The sequence below is a fragment of the Pedobacter sp. Bi126 genome (assembly GCF_918698245.1).
Taxonomy (GTDB): Bacteria; Bacteroidota; Bacteroidia; order Sphingobacteriales; family Sphingobacteriaceae; genus Pedobacter.
Map to the genome: position 1 here is coordinate 173,633 of NZ_CAKKMS010000002.1, position 24,037 is coordinate 197,669.

The 24,037-nt window shown below is 42.6% G+C and carries 21 protein-coding genes, 3 tRNA genes and 2 pseudogenes; 17 read left to right on the plus strand and 9 right to left on the minus strand.

Annotated elements, in window-relative coordinates; all coding sequences use genetic code 11:
- Nucleotides 1-100 precede the first annotated feature (100 nt).
- The 15 genes and pseudogenes from LQ201_RS05930 to LQ201_RS05995 all read left to right on the plus strand — a co-directional run bounded on the left by LQ201_RS05930 (nt 101) and on the right by LQ201_RS05995 (nt 15,052).
- The gene (locus LQ201_RS05930; protein ID WP_230141990.1) at nt 101-2,107 is read left to right on the plus strand and encodes an HD family phosphohydrolase; all 2,007 of its coding nucleotides are present in this window, start codon (nt 101-103) and stop codon (nt 2,105-2,107) included.
- Between the two features lie 80 nt (nt 2,108-2,187).
- Nucleotides 2,188-2,274, plus strand: a tRNA-Ser gene (locus LQ201_RS05935).
- Nucleotides 2,275-2,374: 100 nt separating this feature from the next.
- Nucleotides 2,375-2,448: transfer RNA gene (locus LQ201_RS05940), tRNA-Pro, on the plus strand.
- A gap of 50 nt (nt 2,449-2,498) precedes the next feature.
- Nucleotides 2,499-2,572 (plus strand) — tRNA-Pro (locus LQ201_RS05945).
- Nucleotides 2,573-3,720: 1,148 nt separating this feature from the next.
- A complete protein-coding gene (locus LQ201_RS05950; protein ID WP_230140061.1) occupies nt 3,721-7,047 on the plus strand; it encodes a hypothetical protein in 3,327 nt (1,108 codons plus the stop codon).
- 39 nt (nt 7,048-7,086) lie between these two features.
- Nucleotides 7,087-10,503, plus strand: coding sequence for a DUF6443 domain-containing protein (locus tag LQ201_RS05955; protein ID WP_230140067.1), 3,417 nt, complete (start codon nt 7,087-7,089; stop codon nt 10,501-10,503).
- A gap of 17 nt (nt 10,504-10,520) precedes the next feature.
- Nucleotides 10,521-10,712, plus strand: a complete 192-nt coding sequence (locus tag LQ201_RS25705) for a DUF4926 domain-containing protein (RefSeq protein WP_371823035.1) — start codon at nt 10,521-10,523, stop codon at nt 10,710-10,712.
- Between the two features lie 65 nt (nt 10,713-10,777).
- Nucleotides 10,778-10,828: pseudogene (locus tag LQ201_RS25710) on the plus strand (hypothetical protein); the annotation flags it as partial.
- A gap of 21 nt (nt 10,829-10,849) precedes the next feature.
- Nucleotides 10,850-11,566: a hypothetical protein gene (locus LQ201_RS05965; protein WP_230142004.1), complete on the plus strand. Its 717-nt coding sequence runs from the start codon at nt 10,850-10,852 to the stop codon at nt 11,564-11,566.
- A gap of 330 nt (nt 11,567-11,896) precedes the next feature.
- Nucleotides 11,897-12,091, plus strand: a pseudogene (locus LQ201_RS05970) (RHS repeat-associated core domain-containing protein); the annotation flags it as partial.
- Between the two features lie 161 nt (nt 12,092-12,252).
- Nucleotides 12,253-12,714 carry a peptidoglycan recognition family protein gene (locus LQ201_RS05975; protein WP_256449175.1) on the plus strand — a complete coding sequence of 154 codons (462 nt, stop codon included), beginning with the start codon at nt 12,253-12,255 and terminating at the stop codon, nt 12,712-12,714.
- Between the two features lie 1,038 nt (nt 12,715-13,752).
- Nucleotides 13,753-14,049, plus strand: coding sequence for a hypothetical protein (locus LQ201_RS05980; protein WP_230140073.1), 297 nt, complete (start codon nt 13,753-13,755; stop codon nt 14,047-14,049).
- A gap of 92 nt (nt 14,050-14,141) precedes the next feature.
- A complete protein-coding gene (locus tag LQ201_RS05985) occupies nt 14,142-14,408 on the plus strand; it encodes a hypothetical protein (RefSeq protein ID WP_230140075.1) in 267 nt (88 codons plus the stop codon).
- A 155-nt stretch (nt 14,409-14,563) separates the two neighbouring features.
- A complete protein-coding gene (locus LQ201_RS05990) occupies nt 14,564-14,776 on the plus strand; it encodes a hypothetical protein (protein WP_230140077.1) in 213 nt (70 codons plus the stop codon).
- A gap of 63 nt (nt 14,777-14,839) precedes the next feature.
- Nucleotides 14,840-15,052: a hypothetical protein gene (locus LQ201_RS05995; protein WP_230140079.1), complete on the plus strand. Its 213-nt coding sequence runs from the start codon at nt 14,840-14,842 to the stop codon at nt 15,050-15,052.
- A gap of 112 nt (nt 15,053-15,164) precedes the next feature.
- Here LQ201_RS05995 and LQ201_RS06000 read toward each other — a convergent pair whose 3' ends face one another.
- From LQ201_RS06000 to LQ201_RS06040, 9 genes are all read right to left on the minus strand, one after another.
- Entirely contained in the window at nt 15,165-15,647 is a 483-nt protein-coding gene (locus LQ201_RS06000) for a hypothetical protein (protein WP_230140081.1), read from the minus strand.
- 4 nt (nt 15,648-15,651) lie between these two features.
- Nucleotides 15,652-16,803, minus strand: coding sequence for a zinc-dependent alcohol dehydrogenase (locus tag LQ201_RS06005; RefSeq protein ID WP_230140083.1), 1,152 nt, complete (start codon nt 16,801-16,803; stop codon nt 15,652-15,654).
- A gap of 232 nt (nt 16,804-17,035) precedes the next feature.
- Nucleotides 17,036-17,863 (minus strand): cyanophycinase, encoded by an 828-nt coding sequence (locus LQ201_RS06010; protein ID WP_230140091.1) that lies wholly within the window; start codon nt 17,861-17,863, stop codon nt 17,036-17,038.
- A gap of 106 nt (nt 17,864-17,969) precedes the next feature.
- Entirely contained in the window at nt 17,970-18,167 is a 198-nt protein-coding gene (locus LQ201_RS06015) for a hypothetical protein (protein ID WP_230140093.1), read from the minus strand.
- 87 nt (nt 18,168-18,254) lie between these two features.
- Nucleotides 18,255-19,205: a manganese catalase family protein gene (locus LQ201_RS06020; RefSeq protein ID WP_230140095.1), complete on the minus strand. Its 951-nt coding sequence runs from the start codon at nt 19,203-19,205 to the stop codon at nt 18,255-18,257.
- Between the two features lie 76 nt (nt 19,206-19,281).
- Entirely contained in the window at nt 19,282-19,473 is a 192-nt protein-coding gene (locus LQ201_RS06025; protein WP_230140097.1) for a hypothetical protein, read from the minus strand.
- Between the two features lie 49 nt (nt 19,474-19,522).
- Nucleotides 19,523-20,044 carry a DUF4142 domain-containing protein gene (locus LQ201_RS06030; protein WP_230140098.1) on the minus strand — a complete coding sequence of 174 codons (522 nt, stop codon included), beginning with the start codon at nt 20,042-20,044 and terminating at the stop codon, nt 19,523-19,525.
- 232 nt (nt 20,045-20,276) lie between these two features.
- Nucleotides 20,277-20,975 carry a DUF421 domain-containing protein gene (locus tag LQ201_RS06035; RefSeq protein WP_230140106.1) on the minus strand — a complete coding sequence of 233 codons (699 nt, stop codon included), beginning with the start codon at nt 20,973-20,975 and terminating at the stop codon, nt 20,277-20,279.
- Between the two features lie 2 nt (nt 20,976-20,977).
- The gene (locus LQ201_RS06040) at nt 20,978-21,673 is read right to left on the minus strand and encodes a DUF421 domain-containing protein (RefSeq protein WP_230140108.1); all 696 of its coding nucleotides are present in this window, start codon (nt 21,671-21,673) and stop codon (nt 20,978-20,980) included.
- Between the two features lie 489 nt (nt 21,674-22,162).
- Between LQ201_RS06040 and LQ201_RS06045 the strand changes: the two genes are divergently transcribed.
- On the plus strand, nt 22,163-22,918 hold the full coding sequence (locus LQ201_RS06045; protein ID WP_230140110.1) for an SDR family oxidoreductase: 756 nt from the start codon (nt 22,163-22,165) through the stop codon (nt 22,916-22,918).
- Between the two features lie 18 nt (nt 22,919-22,936).
- Nucleotides 22,937-24,022: a lactonase family protein gene (locus tag LQ201_RS06050; protein WP_230140112.1), complete on the plus strand. Its 1,086-nt coding sequence runs from the start codon at nt 22,937-22,939 to the stop codon at nt 24,020-24,022.
- Nucleotides 24,023-24,037 lie beyond the last annotated feature (15 nt).

The window sequence follows — 24,037 nt, forward strand, 5'->3', positions numbered from 1 at the left end:
TTTTTGACAATACAATAATTACATCGTTTTGGCTAAAATCAAGAGAAATTCACACAAAATCCTTTACCGGAAGTATTCATCAAACCTAAAATATGTGATGATGATATTTACCGTTTTCATTATTACGTTATTCCTGCCCAAACAGCCCCGGTTTAGGTATGAGTTTGAAAAAAATGCAGTATGGAAAAACAAGGACCTGATTTCTCCCTTCAGTTTTGCTATTTTAAAAACCAACCCGCAGGTTAGTGCCGATAAAAAGAATGCGCTAAAAGATATTTTGCCTGTTTACCAATTTGATAGGGGCATTACAGCAAATGCTTTAGAGGAGTTTGCCAACGAGTTTGATGTGAAATGGAAATCTAAGCAACTTAACGAAAAAGACAAGGACGCATATAAAAGCGCTTCCTATAAATTGCTGCAGAACATTTACGAGAAAGGGATTATTGGTTTAAATGTGAAACATCAGGCAGGAGGGAAGAACTATGACTTTTCTTTACTTGAAAACAATGTTGCCCAGAAAAAGAATACACAGGATGTTTTTACTGCAGAATCGGCCTTGAAGTTTTTTAAAGATAATTTTAAAGCCCCCAATCAGGTAATGGGCGATCTGGTTGCAAACCTCGCCATTGATCATATTACCCCGAACATTGTATTCGATGAGCGGTTAACCCAAACCATACAGGACAATACGGTTAACAATATCTCTACTACAAAGGGTATGGTGCAAAAGGGAGAGCTTATTGTAGCGAAGAATGATGTTATTGATGAAGAAATTTATCAGAAACTGGAATCTTATAAAGCAACTTACGATGCACAAAGCAAAACAATAGGGAGCAGGGCATTGGTTTATTTGGGGCAGGTAATATTGGTTGGCTTCATACTCGCTATTTTAATGTCGTTCCTTTTTCTTTTCCGGAAGGATATTTTTGCCGATAACCGCCAGCTTTCCTTGATCCTGATTGTTACCACGGGAATGTTACTGGCATTAACCTGGGCCATTAAAATGGAAATTCCAAGTTTGTACTACATTCCGTTCTGTGTGGTGCCCATTATTATTAGGATCCTGTTCGATACCCGTTTGGCACTTTACCTCCATATGCTGGTGATTTTAATTGCTGGTTTTTTTGTGGCCAATAGTTTCGAGTTTGTGTTTTATCAGGTTACTGCGGGCATGGTTGCCATATTCAGTATTAAAAACTTTGTTAAGCGCGAAAGATTCCTGGTTTCGGCCTTATTTATTCTTCTGGCTTATTTTGTTTCTTTTATAGGTATTGCCCTGCTTCGTGAAGGTTCTTTCCGTGAAATAGAATGGATGAATTTTATTCCTTTTGTTTTTAGTGTACTTTTATCTCTGTTAGCTTACCCTTTAATTTACCTGTTCGAACGTATTTTTGGTATCACATCAGATGTGGCCTTAATTGAGCTCACCAATACGAATAATAAATTGTTAAGGGAGCTTGCCTTTAAAGCGCCCGGAACGTTTCAGCACTCTTTACAGGTGGCAAACCTTGCAGAGGCCGCTATATTTAAAATAGGGGGCAATTCGGTGCTGGTAAGGGCAGGAGCCTTATATCATGATATTGGTAAGGTAGACAATCCACAATATTTTATCGAGAACCAGAATACCGCTGTTAGTCCGCACGATAAACTGCCATATGAACAAAGTGCACAGATTATTATTCAGCATGTGCATAAAGGAATTGAGATTTTGAGGAAGAACCAGATTCCTGAAGCGATTATCGATTTTATCAGAACGCACCACGGCAATACCCGGGTTGATTATTTTTATCAGTCTTTTTTGAAAAATACGCCTGAAAAATTTGTCGACGAAAACATTTTCCGCTACCCCGGACCAATACCTTTTAGCAAAGAAACTGGTGTGTTAATGCTCGCCGATTCGGTCGAAGCTGCCTCTAGAAGTCTGAAAAATCCCGATGCTCAGAACATAAATGACATCGTTGAACGGATAATTAACTACAAATTGGAGCAAAATCAGTTAGATGACTGCGATTTAACGTTAAAAGATATTGAGACTATCAAATTGATATTCAAGACGATGCTTATGAGCATCTATCATGTGCGTATAGATTATCAACAAATTTTGTAATTTTTTTTTGTTGGATAACTTGTTTTACTATATTTGCAGACCTCAAAACAACGCCGGTAGGGCGGAAAATAGAGGATAAAGGAGAGGTGCCTGAGTGGCCGAAAGGAACAGTTTGCTAAACTGTCGTACTGGTAACGGTACCGCGGGTTCGAATCCCGCCCTCTCCGCAGAAAATAAAAATTTGCAAAAATAAATGGAATTATCAATTTAAAACCGTTTCTTTGCAATCCCTTCGAAAAAGGGAAATAAAAAAGAAGATACCAAGTTCGGGATGTAGCGTAGCCCGGTATCGCGCCTGCTTTGGGAGCAGGAGGTCGTAGGTTCGAATCCTGCCATCCCGACAAAAAGTTGATCCACTTTTAAAATAGGATTAAAAGATCGATACCAAGTTCGGGATGTAGCGTAGCCCGGTATCGCGCCTGCTTTGGGAGCAGGAGGTCGTAGGTTCGAATCCTGCCATCCCGACTATAAAACAGAGAGCCTTTAGATCGTTAGATTTAAAGGCTTTTTTGTGCACGCACGGCATGTGCGCAAACGGAGATCAAGCGGAAAAGGGATCAAGCGGAAAAGGGATCAAGCGGAAAAGTTGGGGATCAAGCGGAAAAGTTGGGGGGAATTAAATAATTTCTTTCTTTTGTAGTTTACAACAATTACGAATCCCCTTGAATCAAGCCGAACAGACCCTTATCAGTTTTTTTCCTAACTATAAATAGTTATCGTACCCTTCGGGCTCCCTTATTTAAATACATTCATTATACATTTTTAGACAAACCAACTAACGAATTAGGTTTTTTGGCGGTAATTTTGGATTAGATGCATTGCACCTTTTAATAATATAGGCTATCGGCATCAGTGATATATATATCATTAGGTTTTTTATTTCTTTAATCTCAACATTATAACCAATGAAAAAGACTAAAATTAGCAATCTCATCGCTGTAGTCTATCTGGGAACAAATTTGCGTTCTCAGCAAATGACAAAAACATTAATACACAATCGGTATCTATCGTTGTTTTTTTGCGCTGCCAGCTATGCACTTTGATGTATTTACCCGTCTAGAAACTCTAGACTATCTTATCAGGCTCAAGTGCACCGGCACCCCCAAGTTATTAGCCCGACGACTGTCAATTTCCGAACGATCGCTATACAATTTTTTGGATTTGATGCGCAGTTTGGGCGCTCCGATCGTGTATTGTAAAGTTCGAAAGTCGTATTATTATGCAGAAGAAGGTATGCTCAATGTCCGCTTTACGCGTAAGGAACGGAAATAATTACGAAATTCCATGTCAAGCAGTCAGCCTGTTATACCAAGGGTGGGTAAGAAAAACTTAATGCTTAAATTATTTTTTGCATTTAACGCACGACTGCAGTGTTGTTGCAGTGGCACAATTTAGATTTGGTTTTAGGCAGGCAATGAATTGGAATACCTTGAAATAGTCAATGTGTCTATGGAACTGATCATGCCAAGGCCAAATAATGTATATTATCCATCTTAATCTCTCAAACAATTATGAACGGGACGACACTCACCCTAACGAAGAGATATCTGTTCTGCTTTCTCTCATTGATCCACATCGCCAGCATGCTGAAAGCCCAAGACATGCAGTCCCTCGTGCCACAAATTCCAACATCTCCCCAAGCTGAAGCTTTTAAGTTATACGGGGACTATGCGATCAACTATTCAAACGGTACACCTGATATATCAGTTCCACTTTACGAGATCAATCACAGGGGCTTTAAGCTTCCGTTAAGTTTAAAGTATAATGCCCAACCGCTTAGGCAGGGTTATAATTACGATGTTTTTGGCGCGGGTTGGGGTCTATCGATAAGTTCTTCGATATCAAGAACCGTTGAGTATGTGCCCGATGAAGCCAGAGACTTTAACCTCGACCTTCCATCAACAAATCAATATCTCCCATATTGTGCCCTTTGCTTAAAGGACTACAACTACGCGCGTGACAAATTTAATGCGGTGCTACCGGACGGCTCCTCATTTGATTTCTTTATTGAGAATGTAAATAATGTGCCAAAAGCCGTTGTTAGCAACCGGCAGATGGTGGTCAATGTGGCGGCTTCCAACGCAGAGATACACTGGTTCACAGTGTTAGATGGAAAAGGCATTAAATACACTTTTTCACCTGCTGATTTTACTTATAGTGGACCCTATACTACGTATGGTAATGTTTACGTTTCCTGGCAGCTCACACGCATCGATCTGCCTAACAGCACCGACCCGATCCTCTTTTCTTACGATTACCTGATACAACCGCCTTCCGGCACCTGTGCAGAACCGAGCGTTACTATATCACATTCATATGTACATGATAGTTATGCAAACAATTTTGTAGACACGAAAACGGCGACAAGAGGAACAAATTATGTGCCTCACTACTATAAAATGAAACTGTTGTCGCAAATTAGCTACGGTACATCGGGAGACAACGTTATACAATTTTCTTATCAAAACGCTTCAGGTGCCCAGTATAATTATATCGATAAGATCAAGGTATTTGAGAAAAACGCACTATTGAGAGAAATAGAGCTAGAGTTAGATGTACAAACCTTGACCAATTCCTGCAATTCTACCCAGCGCGGCAGATTAGACCAGATCCTGATTAAGGGGGCTGATGCGTTAACGGTCCAAAAATACGAATGTACCTATGAATCTGCCTACGGCCTGAACGGCACGGACCATTGGGGTTATCTTACACAGTACCCATCAGATATGCCTAACTTTTCCATTTTTACCGAGTGGAATCTGGCTGCTACGGGACATACTTATAGTGCGGCGATGTTTACCGCTGCACGGACTTCGCTTGACGTAAATTCTTTCTACAAGTTTAAATTTTCGAATTATCCTGTGAATGCGCGCCAGCCATCAGGCCCCGATCACCACGGCATACTCAAAAAGATAAAATATCCCACAGGTGGTTATACTGAATTTGTATACGAGAACCACAAGTTCTTGAGTTCCACTGACACTAATGGCGACTACATTCCAGATGGTCAGCCCAAAACACCTACCGCCGCCGCTGGATTTAGGATCAAAACTATTACCAATTATGCTACCGATGGAATCATCGCCGGTCAAAAGCATTATCGGTACGGTAAAACGAATCATGAATATTATGGGGCGAGCTACGCCGGAAACAATGCCTATACTGGCCTTGGCATAGCTGTTGTGGATCCGAACGTACTAACATATATGAATTTTGCCGAGCGGGTAAATTTCTTCTCCGTTAAGAATTTAGTAGTGGGGCTAGATGGATATGGACAACGTACAGCATTTCTGAATCCCTACGAAAACAACCCTTATTCAGAGTGGGCATATGAGTCTACCTTCAGTCCCGCCAACTTTCAAAGGCTCCTCGACGGCAGGCAGCCGGTGGTATATGCCGAAGTAACAGAATTTGAAGGACCGTTAGACGAATATGCCAATGTGTATCCAAATGGAAAGACCATTTATAGATATGATCTTGGGGAGAATGAATATCCTGGAGGTTTTTTCGAGCCACTAATGTACTACGGAAATAGGCTCGGAGCAGAAAGTAAGAAATATAAATACAACCGGCTTAAGGAAAAGGCCGATTACACTTTCGATACGCAGCTGCAAGAGTTTAAACTGATAAAAAAACAGCAGAATAAATGGTCTGAGTATGTCGCCTCTTCAATAGATTTTCAGTTTATGAATCTTCACCCTGTTGCATACACCCCCCAATATTTTACCGTTGCCAGTCTATTTACCAACAAATACCAACTTATTGGGCAGGCAACACTGAGCAGCCAAGTCACTACCGAATATATGCCTACGGGCGAAACGAGCTCTACAATTGAAGAATTTAAATACAATAATAGGGAGCAACTATCAGCTAAGAGGATAAAAACCAACGATTACAAATGGATGGATGAAACATACATCTATCCTGGATTTTCCGCCAACGTCGGCACCTCAGTCGTAGAGCAGGATATGATGACAAAAAACATCATTTCACCCATTATAGAGAAACATACTACGGTAGTAGATTCGGCGATGCAAACGCAGACTTTCGTGAGGTCGGTGAAAACAGACTTTGCTAAGTTTGGAGCAGCACAGACCATCCTTCCATCGAAAATGTATGAGTTGGAAGTTACACCAACGGGATCTCAATATGTGACGAGAAACGAAATAACGAAATATTCGGTCAACGGTAATCCGCAAGAAGTTTTGGCGCGCAACGCGGTAAAGACGGCTTATCTGTGGGGCTATGATGATCGGTATATGATCGCCGAAGTAAGGAATGCTTCGCAAAATGAAGTTTTTCTAGCGAATTTTGAAGCGCTCGGAGAGTGGGATGGCGGTTTGACTACGTACGATAGCGCTACAAAACGTACCGGTAAAGCCAGCGGCAGAATCGATAAGCCAGACGCTGGAGAACAGGTTTCTCACAGTAATACCTGGTTAAATATATCACTCGCTGGAACTAAAAAATTCAGGTATTCAGGCTGGATCTATAGCAATGGGCCATCCGCTCAAATTTTTCTTTTCATGAAAAGGACTGGCGAAACAGGTTATTTTTCTTATATAGACAATGTCTCTACCGATGTAACTGGAAAATGGATTTATCTTGAAAAGGAGTTTGAGGTGCCTGCTGACGTTGTGCAGCTGGGCATCAGAGTTGACAATAATGGTGGGGGCTCTGTCTGGTTCGATGATATCAGGTTACATCCGGCAGAGGCATTAATGAGCAGCTATACGTATGATCCCCTGGTTGGAGTAACTAGCCAAAGCGATGCCAATGGACGACCAAGCATTTATGAGTATGACAGTTTCCAGCGGCTAAAAGTAGTGCGGGACCAGAACGGAGATATCGTGAAAAGTTACTGCTACAACTATGCAGGACAGTTAACGGATTGCAACGGTTATAATACTAGTGTGGCTCCGACTGCCAGTTCACATTGACCGTTTCTTGATGATCTATTAACCTCTTAAGCACATCCAATGAAAAGACCTCTTCTTTATATATATACGCTATGCTTCCTGCATCTTGGGGCAAAAGCACAGGCGCCGACGTCATCGCGTAACTACGTGGTGGAAACGATTGTAAAAACTGCCGGCAAAAAAACTGTAACATCACTTTCGAGCCTTCCCGTTGAGAGTGCCAATCGTAATATTAGGTATATGGACGGTCTCGGTAGACCAATCCAAACTATTGGATGGCAGGCTAGTCCAACTAAAAAAGACGTCATCAGCTTCCAAGTATACGATAATATGGGCCGCGAAACGCAAAAGTATCTGCCTTATGCAGAACAAAGCGGAAACGATGGTAGCTACAGGTCTACGGCATCAACGAATCAAGCTGCATTTTACAGTACCTCTGGTTGGGATCCGAATGTTATTAAAACCGCTTATCCTTACAACAGTACAATAGTTGAGGCATCTCCATTAGAAAGAATTTTAGAGCAGGGCGGTACAGGTGGCGTATGGCAACCACAAACTTTTGGCCCTACCGGATCTGGACATACGGTGAAGTTGGAGTATAGTGCCAATACTGCTGATGATAATATACGTACGTGGGGGTTTTCGCCCGATGGTTCGGTTATCGGAGTAGGAGCTAGCCTTTCGCCCGGGGCGGCGATCAAAACAAGCTCGAAGGACGAGAACTGGGTGTCGGGGAAAGCAGGTACGATTGATGAATTTAAAGATAAGCTAGGTCGGGTGTTCTTAAAGCGGGTATGGGAGACGGAGAGCAAAAAGTTAGATACGTATTACTGTTATGACGATCGAGGGCGGTTGCGATATGTAATGCCGCCCGCAGTGAACGAGTCTGGCCTACATTTCAAAAACTTCTTCTATTTAGTAGATACTGAGCCCAATGTCGATCTGATCTATATCTATGAGTATGACCAGCGCGACCGGATCATCCGAAAGAAAATTCCCGGCAAGGGCTGGGAGGAAGTAATCTACAATCCGCTGGATCAAGTTGTTTTTACTCAGGATGCCGTGCAGCGGGACGGCGCGACCAGGAGCTTCATCAAATATGATGCACTGGGCCGAACGGTGATGACGGGCATAGAGATCGGCCAACATGGAACACGTGCCGAAGTGCAGACCACAGTGAATACCCTTGTTCCATATTGGGAGACACGAGACAATACAGCGGCAAATTACCATGGGTATAATAACCTGAGCTGCCCATCATTTTTGCCTAACCTTCAGCCCCATTTGGTAAATTACTACGACGACTACAATATCCCGGGCATTCCCTACCAGCCATCGGGCTACAGCACGATGCTGCGCGGGATGCCGACCGCAACCAAGATAAAAGTGCTTGGTAGTACCGATAAATGGCTGTGGACAGTTTTTTGTTATGACGACATGGGCAGGATTGTGCATACATGGACACAGAACAATGTCGATGGCATAGACATCATTGATAATGCCTATAATTTTGCAGGAGAACTTACAGCAGTTACCAGAACACACGTTGACGGTGCGCTAACGCCTCATACTACTATTATTGAGAATACCTTTACCAACGATCATATCGGCAGGAAATTGACAACCACTTCGAATATCAATAAACAAGGAGCAGTAGTGTTGAACAAACTTGAGTACAATGAGATTGGGCAGCTTAAGAAAAAGAGCCTGCATGGCAGTGTCGCCCCAAGCGATGCGAATGTGGTTCTCGGCAGTACAGATGCCTTGTCTGGTGGCCAGTCTCGCACTATAACGGCCTCGACCAGCATTACCTTATCGGAGGGCTTTGCTGCGGCCCAAGGAAGCACCTTCGTGGCTCAGATCTCGTCCGGGGCGTTCATGCAGGAGACAACATTTGGATACAACGAACGGGGATGGCTCAGAACCAGCAGTTCGAACGAATTTAACTTAGAACTGAAGTATGAAGATGGAACATATCCGCAATATAACGGCAACATCAGCAACCAGCGTTGGGGCAGTGGCCTCGCCAATGTTTTTACCTACCAATACGACAAGCTGAACAGATTGGTAAACGGTTCAACAACAGCTGGATCGTTTACCATGAGCGAAATCGTTAGCTATGATGAGATGGGCAATATTGCCAGCCTGACCAGGACTGATGGAGCCTTGACAAAGACGGGAACATATAATTATAATGGGTACCAGCTGGTGAATATCTCTGGCGGGCAGCTTGCCACAGGGCAATATGCATACGATGTGAACGGCAATGCGACCACCGACGGGCGTACGGGAGCGGGACTAAGCTACAACTACCTTAACCTTCCGCAAACGGCCACGATCGGCAGCACCGTGGTTGCCTATACCTATAACTCCATGGGGCAGAAGCTTAAGAAGGTGAGCACCGCCACCGGAACTACAGATTATGTGGGCGGTATACACTATACTAACGGGACGATAGATTTTATCCAGACTGAGGAGGGCAGGGCGCTGAACAACGGCGGCACCTACAGCTACCAGTACGATCTGACCGACCACCTTGGAAATGTGCGATATAGTTTCGATATTTATGCAGGAGCCGTAAGGAAACTGCAGGAAGACAACTATTTTGCTTTTGGAAAAAGGAGCCCTGCTTACGGAGGTGGTAATAAATATCTTTACAACGGCAAAGAGGAACAGGAAGAACTAGATGTTTACGACTACGGGGCAAGGTTCTATGATCCAGTGATAGGAAGATGGAATGTGGTGGATCCGATGGCGGAAACGTCCAGACGGTTCTCTCCATATGTGTATGGAAATAACAACCCTATCAGGTTTGTTGATCCTGATGGAATGCAAACTACAGATGCTTATGGAAATGTGAGTTCTGATAATGCAGAAGAAGCTCAGGCTATGGTTCGACAATTACAAAGTCAATATTCTTCGTCTAGTCAACAACAGGATCCACCCAATAAAAAGAAGCAGGACCCATTTGATTCGGAGACGTTGCTAAAGAAAGCCCCTCGCATTAATAAAGTAACCAGTTGGTATGGAAGGCTTTGGAATAGCCTTAATGGAGGAAGGGATTATGAGGGGATAAACTATGATAATGATGGTAACCCTGTTCATCTGTCCTATATTAAATTTGAGATCAATCCTCCTTTTGGGCCAAAAGGAAGTTTATCTCTTTTATCTCAGTTATCTGTAGAAGAAAAATTAGCTGGTTATTTACTAAATGCTGAACATGCCGTTGGAGCAAGCAAAGCAAAATGGTTTCAACAAGCACTGGGTTATACTCAAGCAAATTCAGCGGGATTAGCGAAACAATTAGTGTTCGATTCTGGTAAAGCTGTTCAAACCGCTGTAACCCAATATGGAACTAAGTTTAATCAAGTTATAAAAGTTACTGGGGCCAATGGACGAACAATTGAAGTTATGACAGCTTGGATTAAAAATAATGATAATGTTGTTAGATTAATTACAGCATTTCCAGTTAAATAGGTAATTCTCACGAAAATATGATAAAGGAATATGATATTGTAAAGTCTTTAAAGTCTTTAAATGATAAGGTCTTCAAAGGATGTAGAGGCACTGTTCTAATTATTTACTCCGATTTTCCTTCGACTTTCGAAGTAGAGTTTGTTGATGAAATGAATGAAACTTTAGATGTCTTAACGGTTAAAGCGAATGATGTAATTAAAATCGAGTAACTAAGCTGGCACATGTTTCGCGTGTGAGAAAAGAATAAGATTACGGGGCAAGGTTCTATGATCCAGTGATAGGAAGATGGAGTGCGGTTGATCCGCTTGCCGAGCTGGGCAGGAGATGGTCTCCGTACGTTTACGCGATGAACAATCCCATCCGCTATATCGACCCTGACGGAATGTGGGCAGTCGATACTAAAGGGCATGAGGTGATTACCGATCCAGATGAGATTGAGGCCATATTGAGGCCGCTGAAGATTGCTGCGGCTGTGGAGGGGGATGAGGAAGACGAAGGAGGTTCAGAAAATAGATGGGCTTCAAAAGGAGGCTTCTTTGTTCATCAAACAGCTAATAAAAATGCTGTCTATAGAAAAGGAAGGCCAAAAAATATCAACGAAGCGAAAGCAAATGTTTGGGCATTAGAGGCACTTGACAGAGCAACTGTTTACGCAGATGGTGATGAGTTTCAGATAGGTGCATACTCTTATAGGCATGGCATGAGAAATAACGGGGAAACTATTGAACAAGCGATGGCAAAAGCCGATAATTTTGTTAGGTCACAGTTTACAAAGGCAAAGACCTTGCTCAAAGAAGGAAAGATAGCGGAAGCTTATTTTGAGTTCGGTGTCGGCCTGCATACGTTACAAGATGCTACGTCCCCAGCTCATGGCGGGTTTCAGCAGTGGGATGGAAAAGAAACTGTCTGGCAACAAGTTACTCATGTACAAAAAGAAATGATATATCCTGGAAAGCAAAGTAATCTTCAGAATATAACAAATATTTATTTAGCATGGTTTCAGAACAGTAACTCTCCCCTTCCCAAAACCAATTTATTTAAAAACATAAGAACTGATAAATGAAAGAGATAATTATACTAATTGGATTGTACCTAGTCTTTTTAATCCTGTCGGTTTTTTTTAAAAAAGTCTTACTAAAAATAAACATTTTATGGTCTATTTTATTTCTTCCAGCCTATCTGATAGGCATCTATTTTTATATCGATTGGTTGATTAATATTCATCAAATTCTCCGAGAGAAACATATTCATCTTGAGTTTGGGCATGCCGAAATATTATTGTTGGAATTGGGGCTCGCCTGTTACGCTACTGCAATATTTATTATAATTAATGTTTTGTATGGCAAATATAGGATAAGAAAAAAAACTAGCTGATTGTTTATTACTCAGATACGGAGCAAGGTTCTACGATCCGGTAATTGACAGGTGGAGCGCCGTGGATCCGCTTGCGGAATTGGGCAGGAGATGGTCGCCGCACGTGTACGCATTGAACAACCCCGTTCGTTTTGTAGATCCAGACGGAATGTGGTCGGTTGATGCAAACGGGCATGATGTGATCACCGATCCAGAGAAATTGAGGCCATATTAAGGCCGCTGAAGATTGCTGCGGCCGCACAGGATGATGACAAACCGGATAAGCCTAAAATTATAAGTAGGAAAGCTTGGGGTGCAAAGGCACCAATTACTACGGGAGGTCGTAAATGGGACAAAGTAAATGTAAATCTATCAGTTTATTACAATCAGATCACAATACATCATTCAGGAAACGGGGACAATTTCATGAACATAAAAGATCTTCAAGATAAAGAACAGGCAGATAAGTATGCCGATATTCCCTACCATTTTGCCATCGACAAGGATGGAAAAATATATGAGGGACGTCCAATAAACATTAAGGGCTCTCATGTAGATAATGGCAATACTGGGAATATTGGTATTGTGTTAATGGTCGATTTAGACACGAAAGACGCGGGACTGTCGCTAGTCGAACGTTATGCGGAAGAGTTCATGGGAGATGGGGAGGCAACTGATCCAATGATAGAATCATTATTTCAGCTATCCAGGTATCTCAAATCAGAATATGGCATCAAATATCTTGGTGGCCATCAAGAGTTTTTGCCCGCTAGGCCATGCCCTGGGAACATTGGGATGGAATGGGTAGAGAAAATCAGACAAACGCTGAAAATGCAAAAGCCGACCGAAATCAAATGAAAATGAATGCAATTTCTTACTTCTTAAATATTTGCGTGTTATTAATAATTTTTTTAACACCAAGATATTTTCATAATGACTACACTAGATTAGTAGATTATGTTACCATTTTTTTTATGCTATTCAACTATCTTGTACTAAGATATGCTAAAGTCACATTGGGCAAATTATACTTATGGGTCAGCATTGCTCAATTACTCAGTTGTTTGTTGACGATTACCTCAAATGAGGAGATCGGGTTTAAAACAACAAGGATTCAATATCTGATTACCAATCAACTTCATGACAACTTGAATGATTTCACGGAAGGTGTCTTGTCAATAGCGATTTTAATTTATTTTGCACTACAGATTCTATATATATTCAGGTTAGTGAAAGCAATGGGGCCAGCAAAGTTGATATAATTCTTTGGTGAAAGCCAGGCAGTTTGATCTTTTTTAAAAAAACAGATCAAACCTAAATACCAACGGAATAAAAGTAATCAACCCGGATGGCATACCCTTCACTTTAAAATACAGCTTTGAATATAATTCGCTATCGAATAATGATTGATCTGTATTGTTCAGCTTATTAAGGTTCGCCTGCTCCTTGGGCTGTAATGCAATTGGTATAGTCCATCCTTTTGCCGCTGCGAGAGACTTCATTTCGTTTCCGACGGCGGTATTTGAAGTTTTCCACCGCTTTTAAATCTCGTAATTTTGTTTGCTTGTTTTGTCACGGTGATTTTTGTTTTTTATTGGGATTAGTTTGGGATCAAGAATATTAACCATTTTTAAGCTAAATCCTAAAGAACCTCATTAAATAACATTTTGATATAACCTGGGATTTATGTCTGTAGGAACATTCAAGAACTATTATTCAACAGAACAGTCAACCATTTCCATCTCCCACAATGGGATTAGCTCCAGGTACGCCAATTTTAATCTTTCTTTGAAATTTTTGAATTCAATTGCACGGTAACATACCGGATGTTTTTTTACGGGAACTAATAGAATAAATACTTCGTCAAGCCTGCGGTTAACCCCCGTTTTATAAGCTTTGCATCCGAAAAAAAAACTTTTTGATCAGGTAAAGGATTTTTACTATAACAATTTATCAGATATGAAAAAGCAGATTTTATTACTCGCAGCCGCATTAACTTCAATAGTAATGGCCTGTAACTCCGAAAATCGCTCATCAAGCAGCGATTCAACTTCCAGTGATACTTCAATGAGCTCAATGAGTGCTACAGACCCTATGCAGGACAGCACAAGCCGTGATAGCACGAGTACAAGCACCACCACCGATTCCACTGCTCAGAATGGAAGTACAGGTACTCAACAGCAAAGACAATAGGCTAGCTGGGTTGCCAACCAGGTAGACCATACCGGGCTGTTGTTCTGCCCTTCACTAAACATTGGCATATTTTAAACTTAAATCACAAAAAAATGGAACAGGAAGATCAATCTACATCGCAAGAGACAGAAATCGGACAAGACGGTGGTACAGACCAAAATTCTGGACAGGATATTGGCAATGAAGAAACCCAGGAAAACAATACCCTTGGAGGAGATTCAGATAACGAACAGTCCCCAGAACAGTCATCAGGGGACACAGAAAATGTTGAGGGCACGGACGGATCATCCGAGGATGAACAGCCTGACCCCAGTGAGCTTGACATCGATGAAAGCACGGGAAATCCAGGGCTCGGTTAACCGGGCCAGAATGGTAATCAAAACCGATATCTCAGGTGGATGACATCACATCAGAAAGCAGAATTCTGCTTTCTGATGTTTTTATTGTTATGTACTTCAGCTCAAATTGAATTGTGAGGTATCAGGAGATTCATTGTTGTCTTAATTAATAATTTATGAGAAAATATATTTTTGCTATAGCAACAGCTGCAGTGATGGCCAGTATGGGCTGCCACGCTGATCGAACAGAAAACGATCGCAAGTCGACAGGTGCAGATTCTAGTCTTCAGGATAGCAGCAGGCTCGATTCTTTTGGAGGTGATGGTACTGCAAAAAGCAGGAAAGGAACCACCAAGGATAGTACGGTGATGGGCACCCCTCCAGATTAAAAATTATTTGGCCGCAAGCTAGTATTAATTATGCCCACAACGATGTAGAAATGAATAAAAATTATGGAAAAGCGTAAAGATGATCATCTAAAAGAAGCATCCGAAAACGGATCACTTACACCAGTGAGGCCACCCGCAGAAGATATAATCAAAGGAGCGGGAGAGGATGATGCAATTACTGAACTGAGGAATAACCGTTCGGATAAAGACGTAGATAAGGAAGAACAGCGCGGTACTGACCCTCGGGCTTATCCGGGTCCGCGTGATGGGCAGTAACATTTTGAATGCTTTTATCGGGACCGACCAAATTATAGCATAAGGAAATATAACGGTGAAGAAATCGGACCTGCCTTGGGCACCTTTAGTCCCAGGGCAGGTTCTTTTTTTATTATTTTCTTTTGCAAAGATACTTGATCATCAGGCCACCTACGGCGAGGGTAATTGCCGCCTTGCCTATCATATTGACAGGATTATACCTGAATTCTGATTTCCAGCCCCTTTCTTTTACAATATTCGGGATTGTGCCTTTTTTAAAGTCATCAATGATGCCTTCCCAGGCATTTATCCTGTCTGCGAGGATTAATGGTATCCAGTGGCGGTATCTGTCCTCGCTATGCTTAAAAGCATATCTGCGTATCGCACCGCTGAGTCCTGAAGGGGGAACGGAGGTTCCGAACACTGCGCTGGGCCGTGGCCGCTCATTAGACTTAAGAAGCTCAATATTTACAGGCTGTTGTTCAGCTTTTTCATAATTGCTCCGGTTGTGGTCGTCTCCGGTATAGTTTTTAATCGGATAGGTGGGTTCATTGTCTGGATCAATATCCATACCCCATCCGGGAATATTTTTGAAGTCTTGATTTTGATTGTTCATAATATTAAGGTTTAGTTGATGGAATAAGTACAGTTTTAATGCATTCATCCAGTTTGGAAGAAAAGATCCGGTAAGCCTCCGAAATTTCCTCCAATGGAACCCTATGGGTGATAAGGCCCTTTGGATTAAGCCTGCCAGATTGAACATGATCGATCAGGCGTGGTAGAAGCCTTTTAACTGATGCCTGGTTTGCTCTCAGTGTGATACCTTTATTGAGTATATTGCCAATAGGAACGTAATTAAACGGTGGACCATAAACGCCAACTACCGAAACGATTCCACCTTTTTTTACTGAGTTTATAGCCCATTGAAGCGCAGTTGCCGCTCCGGCCTGCATCAGGGTCACTTTACCGGTAAAAGTTTGGAGTGCATTTCCTTCGGCTTCGCAACCTACGCAATCAATACACACATCTGCCCCATACCAGTCGGTTGTTTTTTTTAGGAAAACTACAGGATCATCCATAGATTTAAAATTGTAGGCTTCGCACTTTGCATAATTTTTTGCAAACTCAAGCCGGTAGTCAACATGGTCGATAATGATCACCCTGGAAGGGCCAAAAAACCAGGCGCACCTGGCGGCCATTATTCCTATTGGGCCTGCGCCGAACACAACCACCGTATCGCCTTCTTTTATGCCACCCATTTCGGCTGCCTGGTAACCTGTTGGCACCACATCTGTCAATAGCACTGCATCATCTGGATCCATATCAGGCGGGATGACCGTTGGACCAACATTTGCGTAGGGCACCCGAACATATTCTGCCTGCCCGCCATCAAAGCCACCTGCAGTGTGCGAATACCCGAAAATGCCACCCACAGCGGTGGCCATTGTATTGGATTCGTGGCAGTTTCCGTAAAGTCCCTGCTTGCAAAAATTACACTTTCCGCAGGCGATATTGAAAGGTACAAGTACATGGTCGCCGACTTTGACATTGGTTACTAAGGGGCCAACTTCTTCCACAACTCCGGTAAACTCGTGGCCGAATGTAGACCCAACACGTGTATCGGGTACCATCCCATGGTAAAGATGGAGATCCGACCCACAGATACAAGTCCTTGTAACCCGCACAATCGCATCTTCGGGATGTAGGATTTCAGGCATTGGCCGCTCAACGGTACGTACCCTGTAAGGTCCGCGATAGTTCATTGCTAACATAATTTCAAAATTTAATATATAAGTAAATGATAGTTTTCTGTTGGTTCCTTATTCCATTTATGATTTTTTTTGGTCAGCGTTAATATGTAAATAATTGTTCCTGATGTAGTTATGTATAAAAGAATCTACCTTAACCGCTATATGCCAGTAATGCTTTTCTGTTAACGCCATTTTCCTGGAAAGAAGAAAGCAGGTAAGGAGAATCGATTTCCTTTTACGGAGACCGGTTGGCTCAAAGGTGAGGGATATTCCTGCATGGAATAACAAACTTTTCACCCATCGACATAACTGATACTTTCAAATCACGGATGGTGATTTTTAGATCATCGTCGAACGAGGTGATATTCGAGCCGTTGCTTCCTTCGCCATCCAACAATATCACAACTCCATTACCAATTACCTCGCAATTAAAAGCCTCGGTAACTATAATTGCCGTATTCTCTTCAATACCTATGCCTATCGAGGCTGGGTTGGTAGCAATCACCTGGGCCATCCGTACAAAACGTCCGCGGTGAACAAAATGTGTATCTACACAAACATCTCTTAGAAACTCGAATCCAGTGGTAACTTTTACCCCTGCAGCCACCATCTCGTTCTTGCCTGTGCCGTCAAAAATCATTGGGGTAGACATCGCCATTGCGCCTGCGCTTGTTCCTGCAACGATCAGTCCGCTATAGATATACCTGTTTTTTATCTGCCCCATTATTTCAGTTCCTCCATATATCGCGGTGAGTTTAAGCTGGTCGCCCCCGGTAAAGAAAATGCCGTTCGCCTTGTCAATACGTTCGGCCAGATCAGCATCCAACGGACGGTTCTCATGGTGGATATGGCCAGTTGCGCTAGCACCAAGCGCACTGAAGCAGGTTGCATATATGTTATAGGTATCGTTAACTTCTTCCAAGCCTGCCGTGGTAATAATTTCAATAACAGGAGATTTGCCACACAGTTCAATAAAGGCTGACAGAACAGATTTATCGGTCAGTTCGGTAGGTGATTTATTTTCAGCGCCTCCGATGAGCATAAGTTTACCATTAGGAAGGGGACAGTTTTGTTTTTTCATTATTCGCATCATTAAGTAATCTGCTGTATCCGAGGTAAATAAGATGTATTGGCTGCAAGAAAGCAATCCTGTTTTTGTAAGCAGGATTGCTAATATTAGCTGGTTATTATGGCCAGGAAACCGACTGCTTGTCAAAACCCATTGATCCCTTGTCTTTGCTTTCGCTTTGATCTATTTGTTCTGCTCCACTTTTAATCTGTTCATTTTTTTTCTGAAGTGTTTTAACGATCTCATCTTCAAGGGAAAGGTTGCTGTTTTCCTTCTCTTGTTTTTTCGGGCCTTTATTTTTTTTGTTGTCTTTCATGGTGATGTTATGTCATTGATTTTTAATACGCCACCGATCAAACCTGAGCTAATACACCAGGTTTGTATCGGTTCGGTATTTGCCATGTCAAATGGATGTTAATCCAGTATTATAATCGCTCCATGTTGCGGTTCCTACAGGTTCTGAAGATTTGACTTCCAGACTCCGGATTTCGCCCAACTGAATACTAAATGCATTTGCTTCCTCAATTTCTGTATTGAGATTGACATCCTCAGCGCTGAGGCCTGATGTTGTTTTAACATAAGCTGCCGGATCGGGTATGTATTCCCACTCTTTATCCATCTTAGGCATATTTCCCTCGTTCCATGGCCCCCTGGAGCTTGTTGGCGTAGAAAGGTTAAAGTATTGCTGTGTAAACCTTGGATCTGATTGTAAAACTCCTGGGGGGAAGTTGGGCTGTATCGTTTTCAGGGCGGCCTCAAACATTTTGTAATGTGCAATTTCCCTTGTCATTAAAAAGGAAAGCGTATCTTTTACATAAGGGTCTGTTGTAAACTTCATGAGGTGTTCATACACCAGCTTGGCCCTCGATTCTGAGGCCAGGTTGCTTCTAAGGTCTACGGTTAAATCGCCATTAGAATGAATATAAGAGGCACACCATGGAATACCCTGGCTGTTGCGAAGTGTTGGTCCTCCTCCGGTAATGACTGGGAACTGTGGATTTGCTGTAAGGGCACTATGAATAATATCTTCCATTGCAGCCTTACCTTCCAGCACCTGCATAATTTCAGAAGAGTCTGCAGCTCTTTTCAATTCTCCGTTAACGCCCTTAAGCAGCATCTGAATAGTTGCACCCACTATTTCAAGGTGCGAAAACTCCTCTGTTGCAATATCCATCAGCATGTCGTACTTATCCGGATAGGGCTGTTTGGCATTAAATGCCTGTGTAAAATACTGCATAGCAGCTGCGAGTTCTCCATTTTCGCCACCGAACTGTTCTAGCAGGATGTTTGCAAATGCAGGATCCGGTTTGGATACCCTTGCATTAAATTGTAGGTCTTTTGAATGATGGAACATAATTGATTTTGTTAGTTATTTATACTTGCGGATCTGCGTCTATAATCTGCTAATTGGTCGCAGCCCATATTATTTGTTATTCGCCCAGCTCTTTTTCCCAATCAGACGGGTTACGGCTGGTATCTGTATTTGGATGATCCCCTTTTGGGATTTCCAGATCGGCGGGCCGTTTGTCTTCAAATGATTTAGGTCCGTCTTCGGCTTTCTGATCTTCATTGCCAAGGGGCTCATCTTCCAGCCCGTGTTTTGCTTTTTTGCTGTCTTTCATCTTTGGATTATTATATTTTAGTTGTTAAACAGGTGGTTAACTTGTCTGGCTATTTGATCTGGGCCTGCAGTTTCACCGCTTCTTCGAGATGGGTCTTAAGTGAAGGTAGCTTTGCTCCGGCAAATGATCTTAAGTCTGCATCGTAACCCCCCATATCACCAGCCGCGTTAGAAAACAGCGTAATCGCGTCCTGATGGGAGGCAACCATTATCTTCATAAACTCCCTGTCAAATAATGATGGATCTGTGTTGTTCAGCTTATCAAGGTTTGCCTGCTCCTTGGGCTGTAATGTAGTTGGTATAGTCCATCCTTTTCCCGCCGCAAGCGATTTCATTTCGTTTCCTACGGCGGTATGATCTGTTGTCATGTGCTCACCATAATGTTTTACCGCAGCGTTTTGTGCTTTTTGTGTAGCGATTGCGCCTGCCTGTATCTCGAAACTGTTACTGCTCGAGGCTTGAGTTACAAAAGACTGGTTATCCATCGCGTAATTTTCATCGTTGTCCTTTTTACAAGCCTGTAGGCATAATATGGTAAAGGTTACCATCATCAGTGTTTTTAGTGTTTTCATAACTTTTATCTTTTCTTTCTATTGATAACCTTTTTTTTATTGCGCTGGTTTAGGGGTGAAATACCCGAATGAAGCTGATAAATTCCTGAATTTGTTCCGTATTTATTCGTATGGATGGAAAGGTTTACAATGAATCCTCTCGACCGGAGCAATACGTAGATCGAGATGAGGCCGAGCGCTATCGCTTTAATTAATACCACTCAGCTTTGTTGTTATTTACATGCAACCAGTTTTAGTGATTGTTGAGGTTACTTACCGCGTAAACCCAGCTATCCTTTCCGCAGTTTTCGCATCTATTGTCCTTTGCCCCGGTATGGTAATTGCCACAGAATTTACAGACTTTATGCATACTTTGTTGATGGATTTTAGCTGACATTTCCCTGTCCCAATCAGGGATTGAGGACAGCCCGGGCACTGGTTCTGATTGCTGAAGTAGGCTAAAAGTTCCCCCTGCTTCAAAGTACAGGCGCTTAACCATTCCAAGGTGGCTGATTCCCTGCGACCTTAGCTGTGAAAGCACCCTGTCTCTTGTAATACGGGTTAGTAACATAGCCTTATGGTTTAGCACCCCATCCTTAACTAAAATATTGTATTTTCCCTGTGTTAATGATTCGAACTTTTTGCTTTTTCTAGCAATTTTGGCAATTAATACCTGAAGCGCGATGATTACCATTGCTATAACTACTGCAGGTAGCAGGCCCCTGTCAGGATTCATCAATGGTACTCCGATGGCGGCGGCGAGCGATGCTACCGCTGCCATCTCATTACGGCTGAGTTGAGAAGACATCCGTTTGCCCATCAGCCTCATCGATACCATCAGGATCAGGTATATAACGGCAGTACGGAGGATAACCTCAATAAAAAAATGAAAAGGAACTTCACCCTGAAGGATGCGTTGAAGGTCAGTGAGTTTAATTTCGTATTCTTTCATAATCATTTTGCGATAACAGCCTGGCCCCAGTTTTCTGAGTGGCAGTTTGTACAGTTTTTTTCATAGCTTGATTGTTCAGGGGCAGGATTTCCGCACTCCAGGCAGATTAAGGATTCCCCAACTATATTAAATTCTTCTCCCGCCTTGCAATCAGCAGGTGGAACCAGGCTTAATCCAGGTTTCGGTTGGTCGTATTTAAAAACAGAAAAAATACCACAGGCTTCCAGATAAACCCTTTGTACCTCGCCCAAATTGTATATATGCTGGTTTCTCAGCACAGCAAGCAGCTGCTCGCGAGAGATTTTCATGCTGTCGAGTTTGGTAGCGAGCATTACCCCGTCTTTGATCAATAACGATTCGCTACCCTGGGTTAGGAGCTCTATTTTATGGTTTTTGGCGGCCAGGTAGGTGATACCACGTTGAAAAGCAAAAGCACAAAAAAGTACCAGAATTCCCTGTAACAAACCTTTGTCTGGTATCTGCATGGCTACAGACACGATTGCACCCAGCGTAAGCATCACTGCCAGTTCCGAAATCGTCAGTTGCCCGCCCATTCTCTTACCCATTAACCTGAGGGTTACCAGTAGAAACAGATAAATGATAATTGTCCTGATCAGCACTTCAAATAAAAATTCTGTGGGTGCGGTGCCCATGAGGATGCGGTGCCAATCACCCCAATGTATTTCTTCTTTTTTCATGTTTTTATGATTGATCCTGCTATAACCTTTGTTCGAGCTGATTAAATGCTCAACACCTCTTCTGGAATTTCGGTTTGATAGAAGCACAAAATGCGTATTTGCAACAGAAAAGCCCCCGTATTTCAACGTGCAGAATAAGCTTTTTTGTAAAAACGGATGATACAAAGGGTTAAAGTGTTAAGCCAGTTACAGAAGTTACGGTATTAACCACATACAAAACAGGTAGTTTCTGCCTCAACAAACCTAGCTTCGGGCAGGTTAATAGTATAGAGAGGCAATGAGGGTAAAAATATACAGACGCTGATGGGTTTTAGATAAAAAAAGCTGAATGACCGACAAGACCGGAAACAATCTATAGATTATCCTTTGGGGAATTGGTTGCCTCCTGAGTGCTTGGAAGTGTTTCCCAGATCGGTTTTAAGAAATACCCTGGGTAGTATCCTTCAGCAAATCTCTGATAAAGTAATTGTTAACAATTAAATAAAAACTATGGAAGATTTTAATTCTTATTTCAGCAGTGCCTTTCTAGGTAAAAAAATTATGATCACCGGTGGCAGCACAGGCATTGGAAGGGCAACAGCGATTTTACTCGGTTCGTTAGGTGCCCAGTGTATTATTTGTGGTCGTCATCAGGAGCAGATAGATGAAACGTTGCAGGCGATTGCGGCGAAAAACAGATTAAACAGTTTTGGTATAGCTGTTGATCTTTCTAGTGAAGAAGGCGTTGAGCGGCTCTTTAAAGCAGCCGATCAACAGCTTTGCGGACTGGATATATTGATCAACAACGCCGCCCTGGGATATGGAAGTATACTTGACGGAGGATACGAAGACTGGCAGTATATTTTGGATACCAATTTATTGGCTTACATGGCCTGTAGCAAAGAGGCGATTGTAAGGTTTAAAGAACAGGGCTTCGGCCAGATTATCAATATCGGCTCAATGAGTGCTGACGTAAGAGAAGAGAGTAGCGCTGTTTATGTTGCCACCAAGGCAGCAATCCAGGGATTTTCAGAGTCGCTGCGTAAAGAAGTTAATCCGATGGGTATTAAGATTTTCCTTATTGAACCTGGTGCAGTTGATACCGATATGCAGGAGGCCAGTATGGAGGAAAAGCAAGAACAGATCAGCAATCAGGAAATGCTCCGGGCAGAAGATATTGCTTGGGCCATAGCCTTCTGTATCGCTCAGCCACCGGCATGTGATGTGGTTAATTTGAAAATCCGTCCAAGTTTGCAGATTATTTAAATATTTAATCAACCAGGTATGGGAAGCAAGGTAGAAACTCATCTTCTAATTGGTAGCTACGCTGCGGCAGATCAGGAATCCATTTTTCGGTATGCTTTTAACAACACTGATGGTACACTGAGTTTGTTGGATTCGGTTTGTGGGATAGAAAATCCCTCCTTCATTGTTCCAAATGAAAATGGGCAGTTTTTGTTTGCCATTAGTGAAACTAAAAAGGCCGATTATTCGGCTATGGTCACTTTCCAAACGATTTCCGGGGCGAAGCCGATCTTACTTAGCAAAGTATTATACGAAGGTCCTGGAGCCTGCCATATAACAGTAGACTGGGCGGGCAAATTTGCTGTTTCGGCCAACTATGTGGGTGGAAGTTTGGCCGTGCTGCCCTTTACGGATGGGGGGAAACTGTTTGGGCCTTTTCAGCTCGTTGAATTTAGCGGCTCCGGGCCGGTTCAGGATCGGCAGGAAGCATCGCATGTTCATAGTTCGCTTTTGTTATCAGAGCAGCGGATACTTCTTATAGCCGATTTGGGCACCGATAGGGTGTATGTCTGCCGTTACGATCCCTCAGCCAGACAGCCGCTTATATTTGCAAAACATCCTTTTATTTCGCTGCCTGGTGGCTCTGGACCGAGGGTTATGGCTTTACATCCAACCGGATTGTGGTTCTACGTGATCTGCGAACTCAGCGCAGATATTTTCGTGTTTGAAAAAGAGAAGCTGGATAAATGGATCTTCAGGTATACGGTAGCGAATAATCTGGTACCAAACGGACGCGAAGCTGCTGATATAAAAATCGATCGTAGCGGCAGGTATCTTTATGCCAGCAACCGTGGCGATGCAGATGAGATTATCATTTTTGCGATCAATGAACATACTGGCGCCTTAAAGGAAATTCAGAGAATACCTTCCGGTGCCAAAGGGCCCCGCTACCTCGCAATCGATCCTTCCGGAAGCTATCTTTTTGCTGCCAATGAGAAGGGAAATTCAGTTACCTCTTTTGAGATCTCTCCTCAAAACGGAAAACTAAGCTATCGCGGGGTGGCCGCTCAGGTAGGTGCACCTACCTGCCTGCAGTTTGTGCAGCTATCGACAGATAACAATTAGCTAACGTATCTAAAA

Bases quoted from the DNA above. Each gene is read 5' to 3' on its own strand.
- LQ201_RS06045 (WP_230140110.1), top strand. From the start codon at position 22,163: ATGGAAGATTTTAATTCTTATTTCAGCAGTGCCTTTCTAGGTAAAAAA.
- LQ201_RS05990 (WP_230140077.1), top strand. From the start codon at position 14,564: ATGAGAAAATATATTTTTGCTATAGCAACAGCTGCAGTGATGGCCAGT.
- LQ201_RS05995 (WP_230140079.1), top strand. From the start codon at position 14,840: ATGGAAAAGCGTAAAGATGATCATCTAAAAGAAGCATCCGAAAACGGA.
- LQ201_RS05930 (WP_230141990.1), top strand. From the start codon at position 101: ATGATATTTACCGTTTTCATTATTACGTTATTCCTGCCCAAACAGCCC.
- LQ201_RS25705 (WP_371823035.1), top strand. From the start codon at position 10,521: ATGATAAAGGAATATGATATTGTAAAGTCTTTAAAGTCTTTAAATGAT.
- LQ201_RS06030 (WP_230140098.1), bottom strand. From the start codon at position 20,044: ATGAAAACACTAAAAACACTGATGATGGTAACCTTTACCATATTATGC.
- LQ201_RS06015 (WP_230140093.1), bottom strand. From the start codon at position 18,167: ATGAAAGACAACAAAAAAAATAAAGGCCCGAAAAAACAAGAGAAGGAA.
- LQ201_RS05965 (WP_230142004.1), top strand. From the start codon at position 10,850: ATGAACAATCCCATCCGCTATATCGACCCTGACGGAATGTGGGCAGTC.
- LQ201_RS05955 (WP_230140067.1), top strand. From the start codon at position 7,087: ATGAAAAGACCTCTTCTTTATATATATACGCTATGCTTCCTGCATCTT.
- LQ201_RS06040 (WP_230140108.1), bottom strand. From the start codon at position 21,673: ATGAAAAAAGAAGAAATACATTGGGGTGATTGGCACCGCATCCTCATG.
- LQ201_RS06000 (WP_230140081.1), bottom strand. From the start codon at position 15,647: ATGAACAATCAAAATCAAGACTTCAAAAATATTCCCGGATGGGGTATG.
- LQ201_RS06025 (WP_230140097.1), bottom strand. From the start codon at position 19,473: ATGAAAGACAGCAAAAAAGCAAAACACGGGCTGGAAGATGAGCCCCTT.
- LQ201_RS06035 (WP_230140106.1), bottom strand. From the start codon at position 20,975: ATGAAAGAATACGAAATTAAACTCACTGACCTTCAACGCATCCTTCAG.
- LQ201_RS06050 (WP_230140112.1), top strand. From the start codon at position 22,937: ATGGGAAGCAAGGTAGAAACTCATCTTCTAATTGGTAGCTACGCTGCG.
- LQ201_RS06005 (WP_230140083.1), bottom strand. From the start codon at position 16,803: ATGTTAGCAATGAACTATCGCGGACCTTACAGGGTACGTACCGTTGAG.
- LQ201_RS06010 (WP_230140091.1), bottom strand. From the start codon at position 17,863: ATGAAAAAACAAAACTGTCCCCTTCCTAATGGTAAACTTATGCTCATC.
- LQ201_RS06020 (WP_230140095.1), bottom strand. From the start codon at position 19,205: ATGTTCCATCATTCAAAAGACCTACAATTTAATGCAAGGGTATCCAAA.
- LQ201_RS05985 (WP_230140075.1), top strand. From the start codon at position 14,142: ATGGAACAGGAAGATCAATCTACATCGCAAGAGACAGAAATCGGACAA.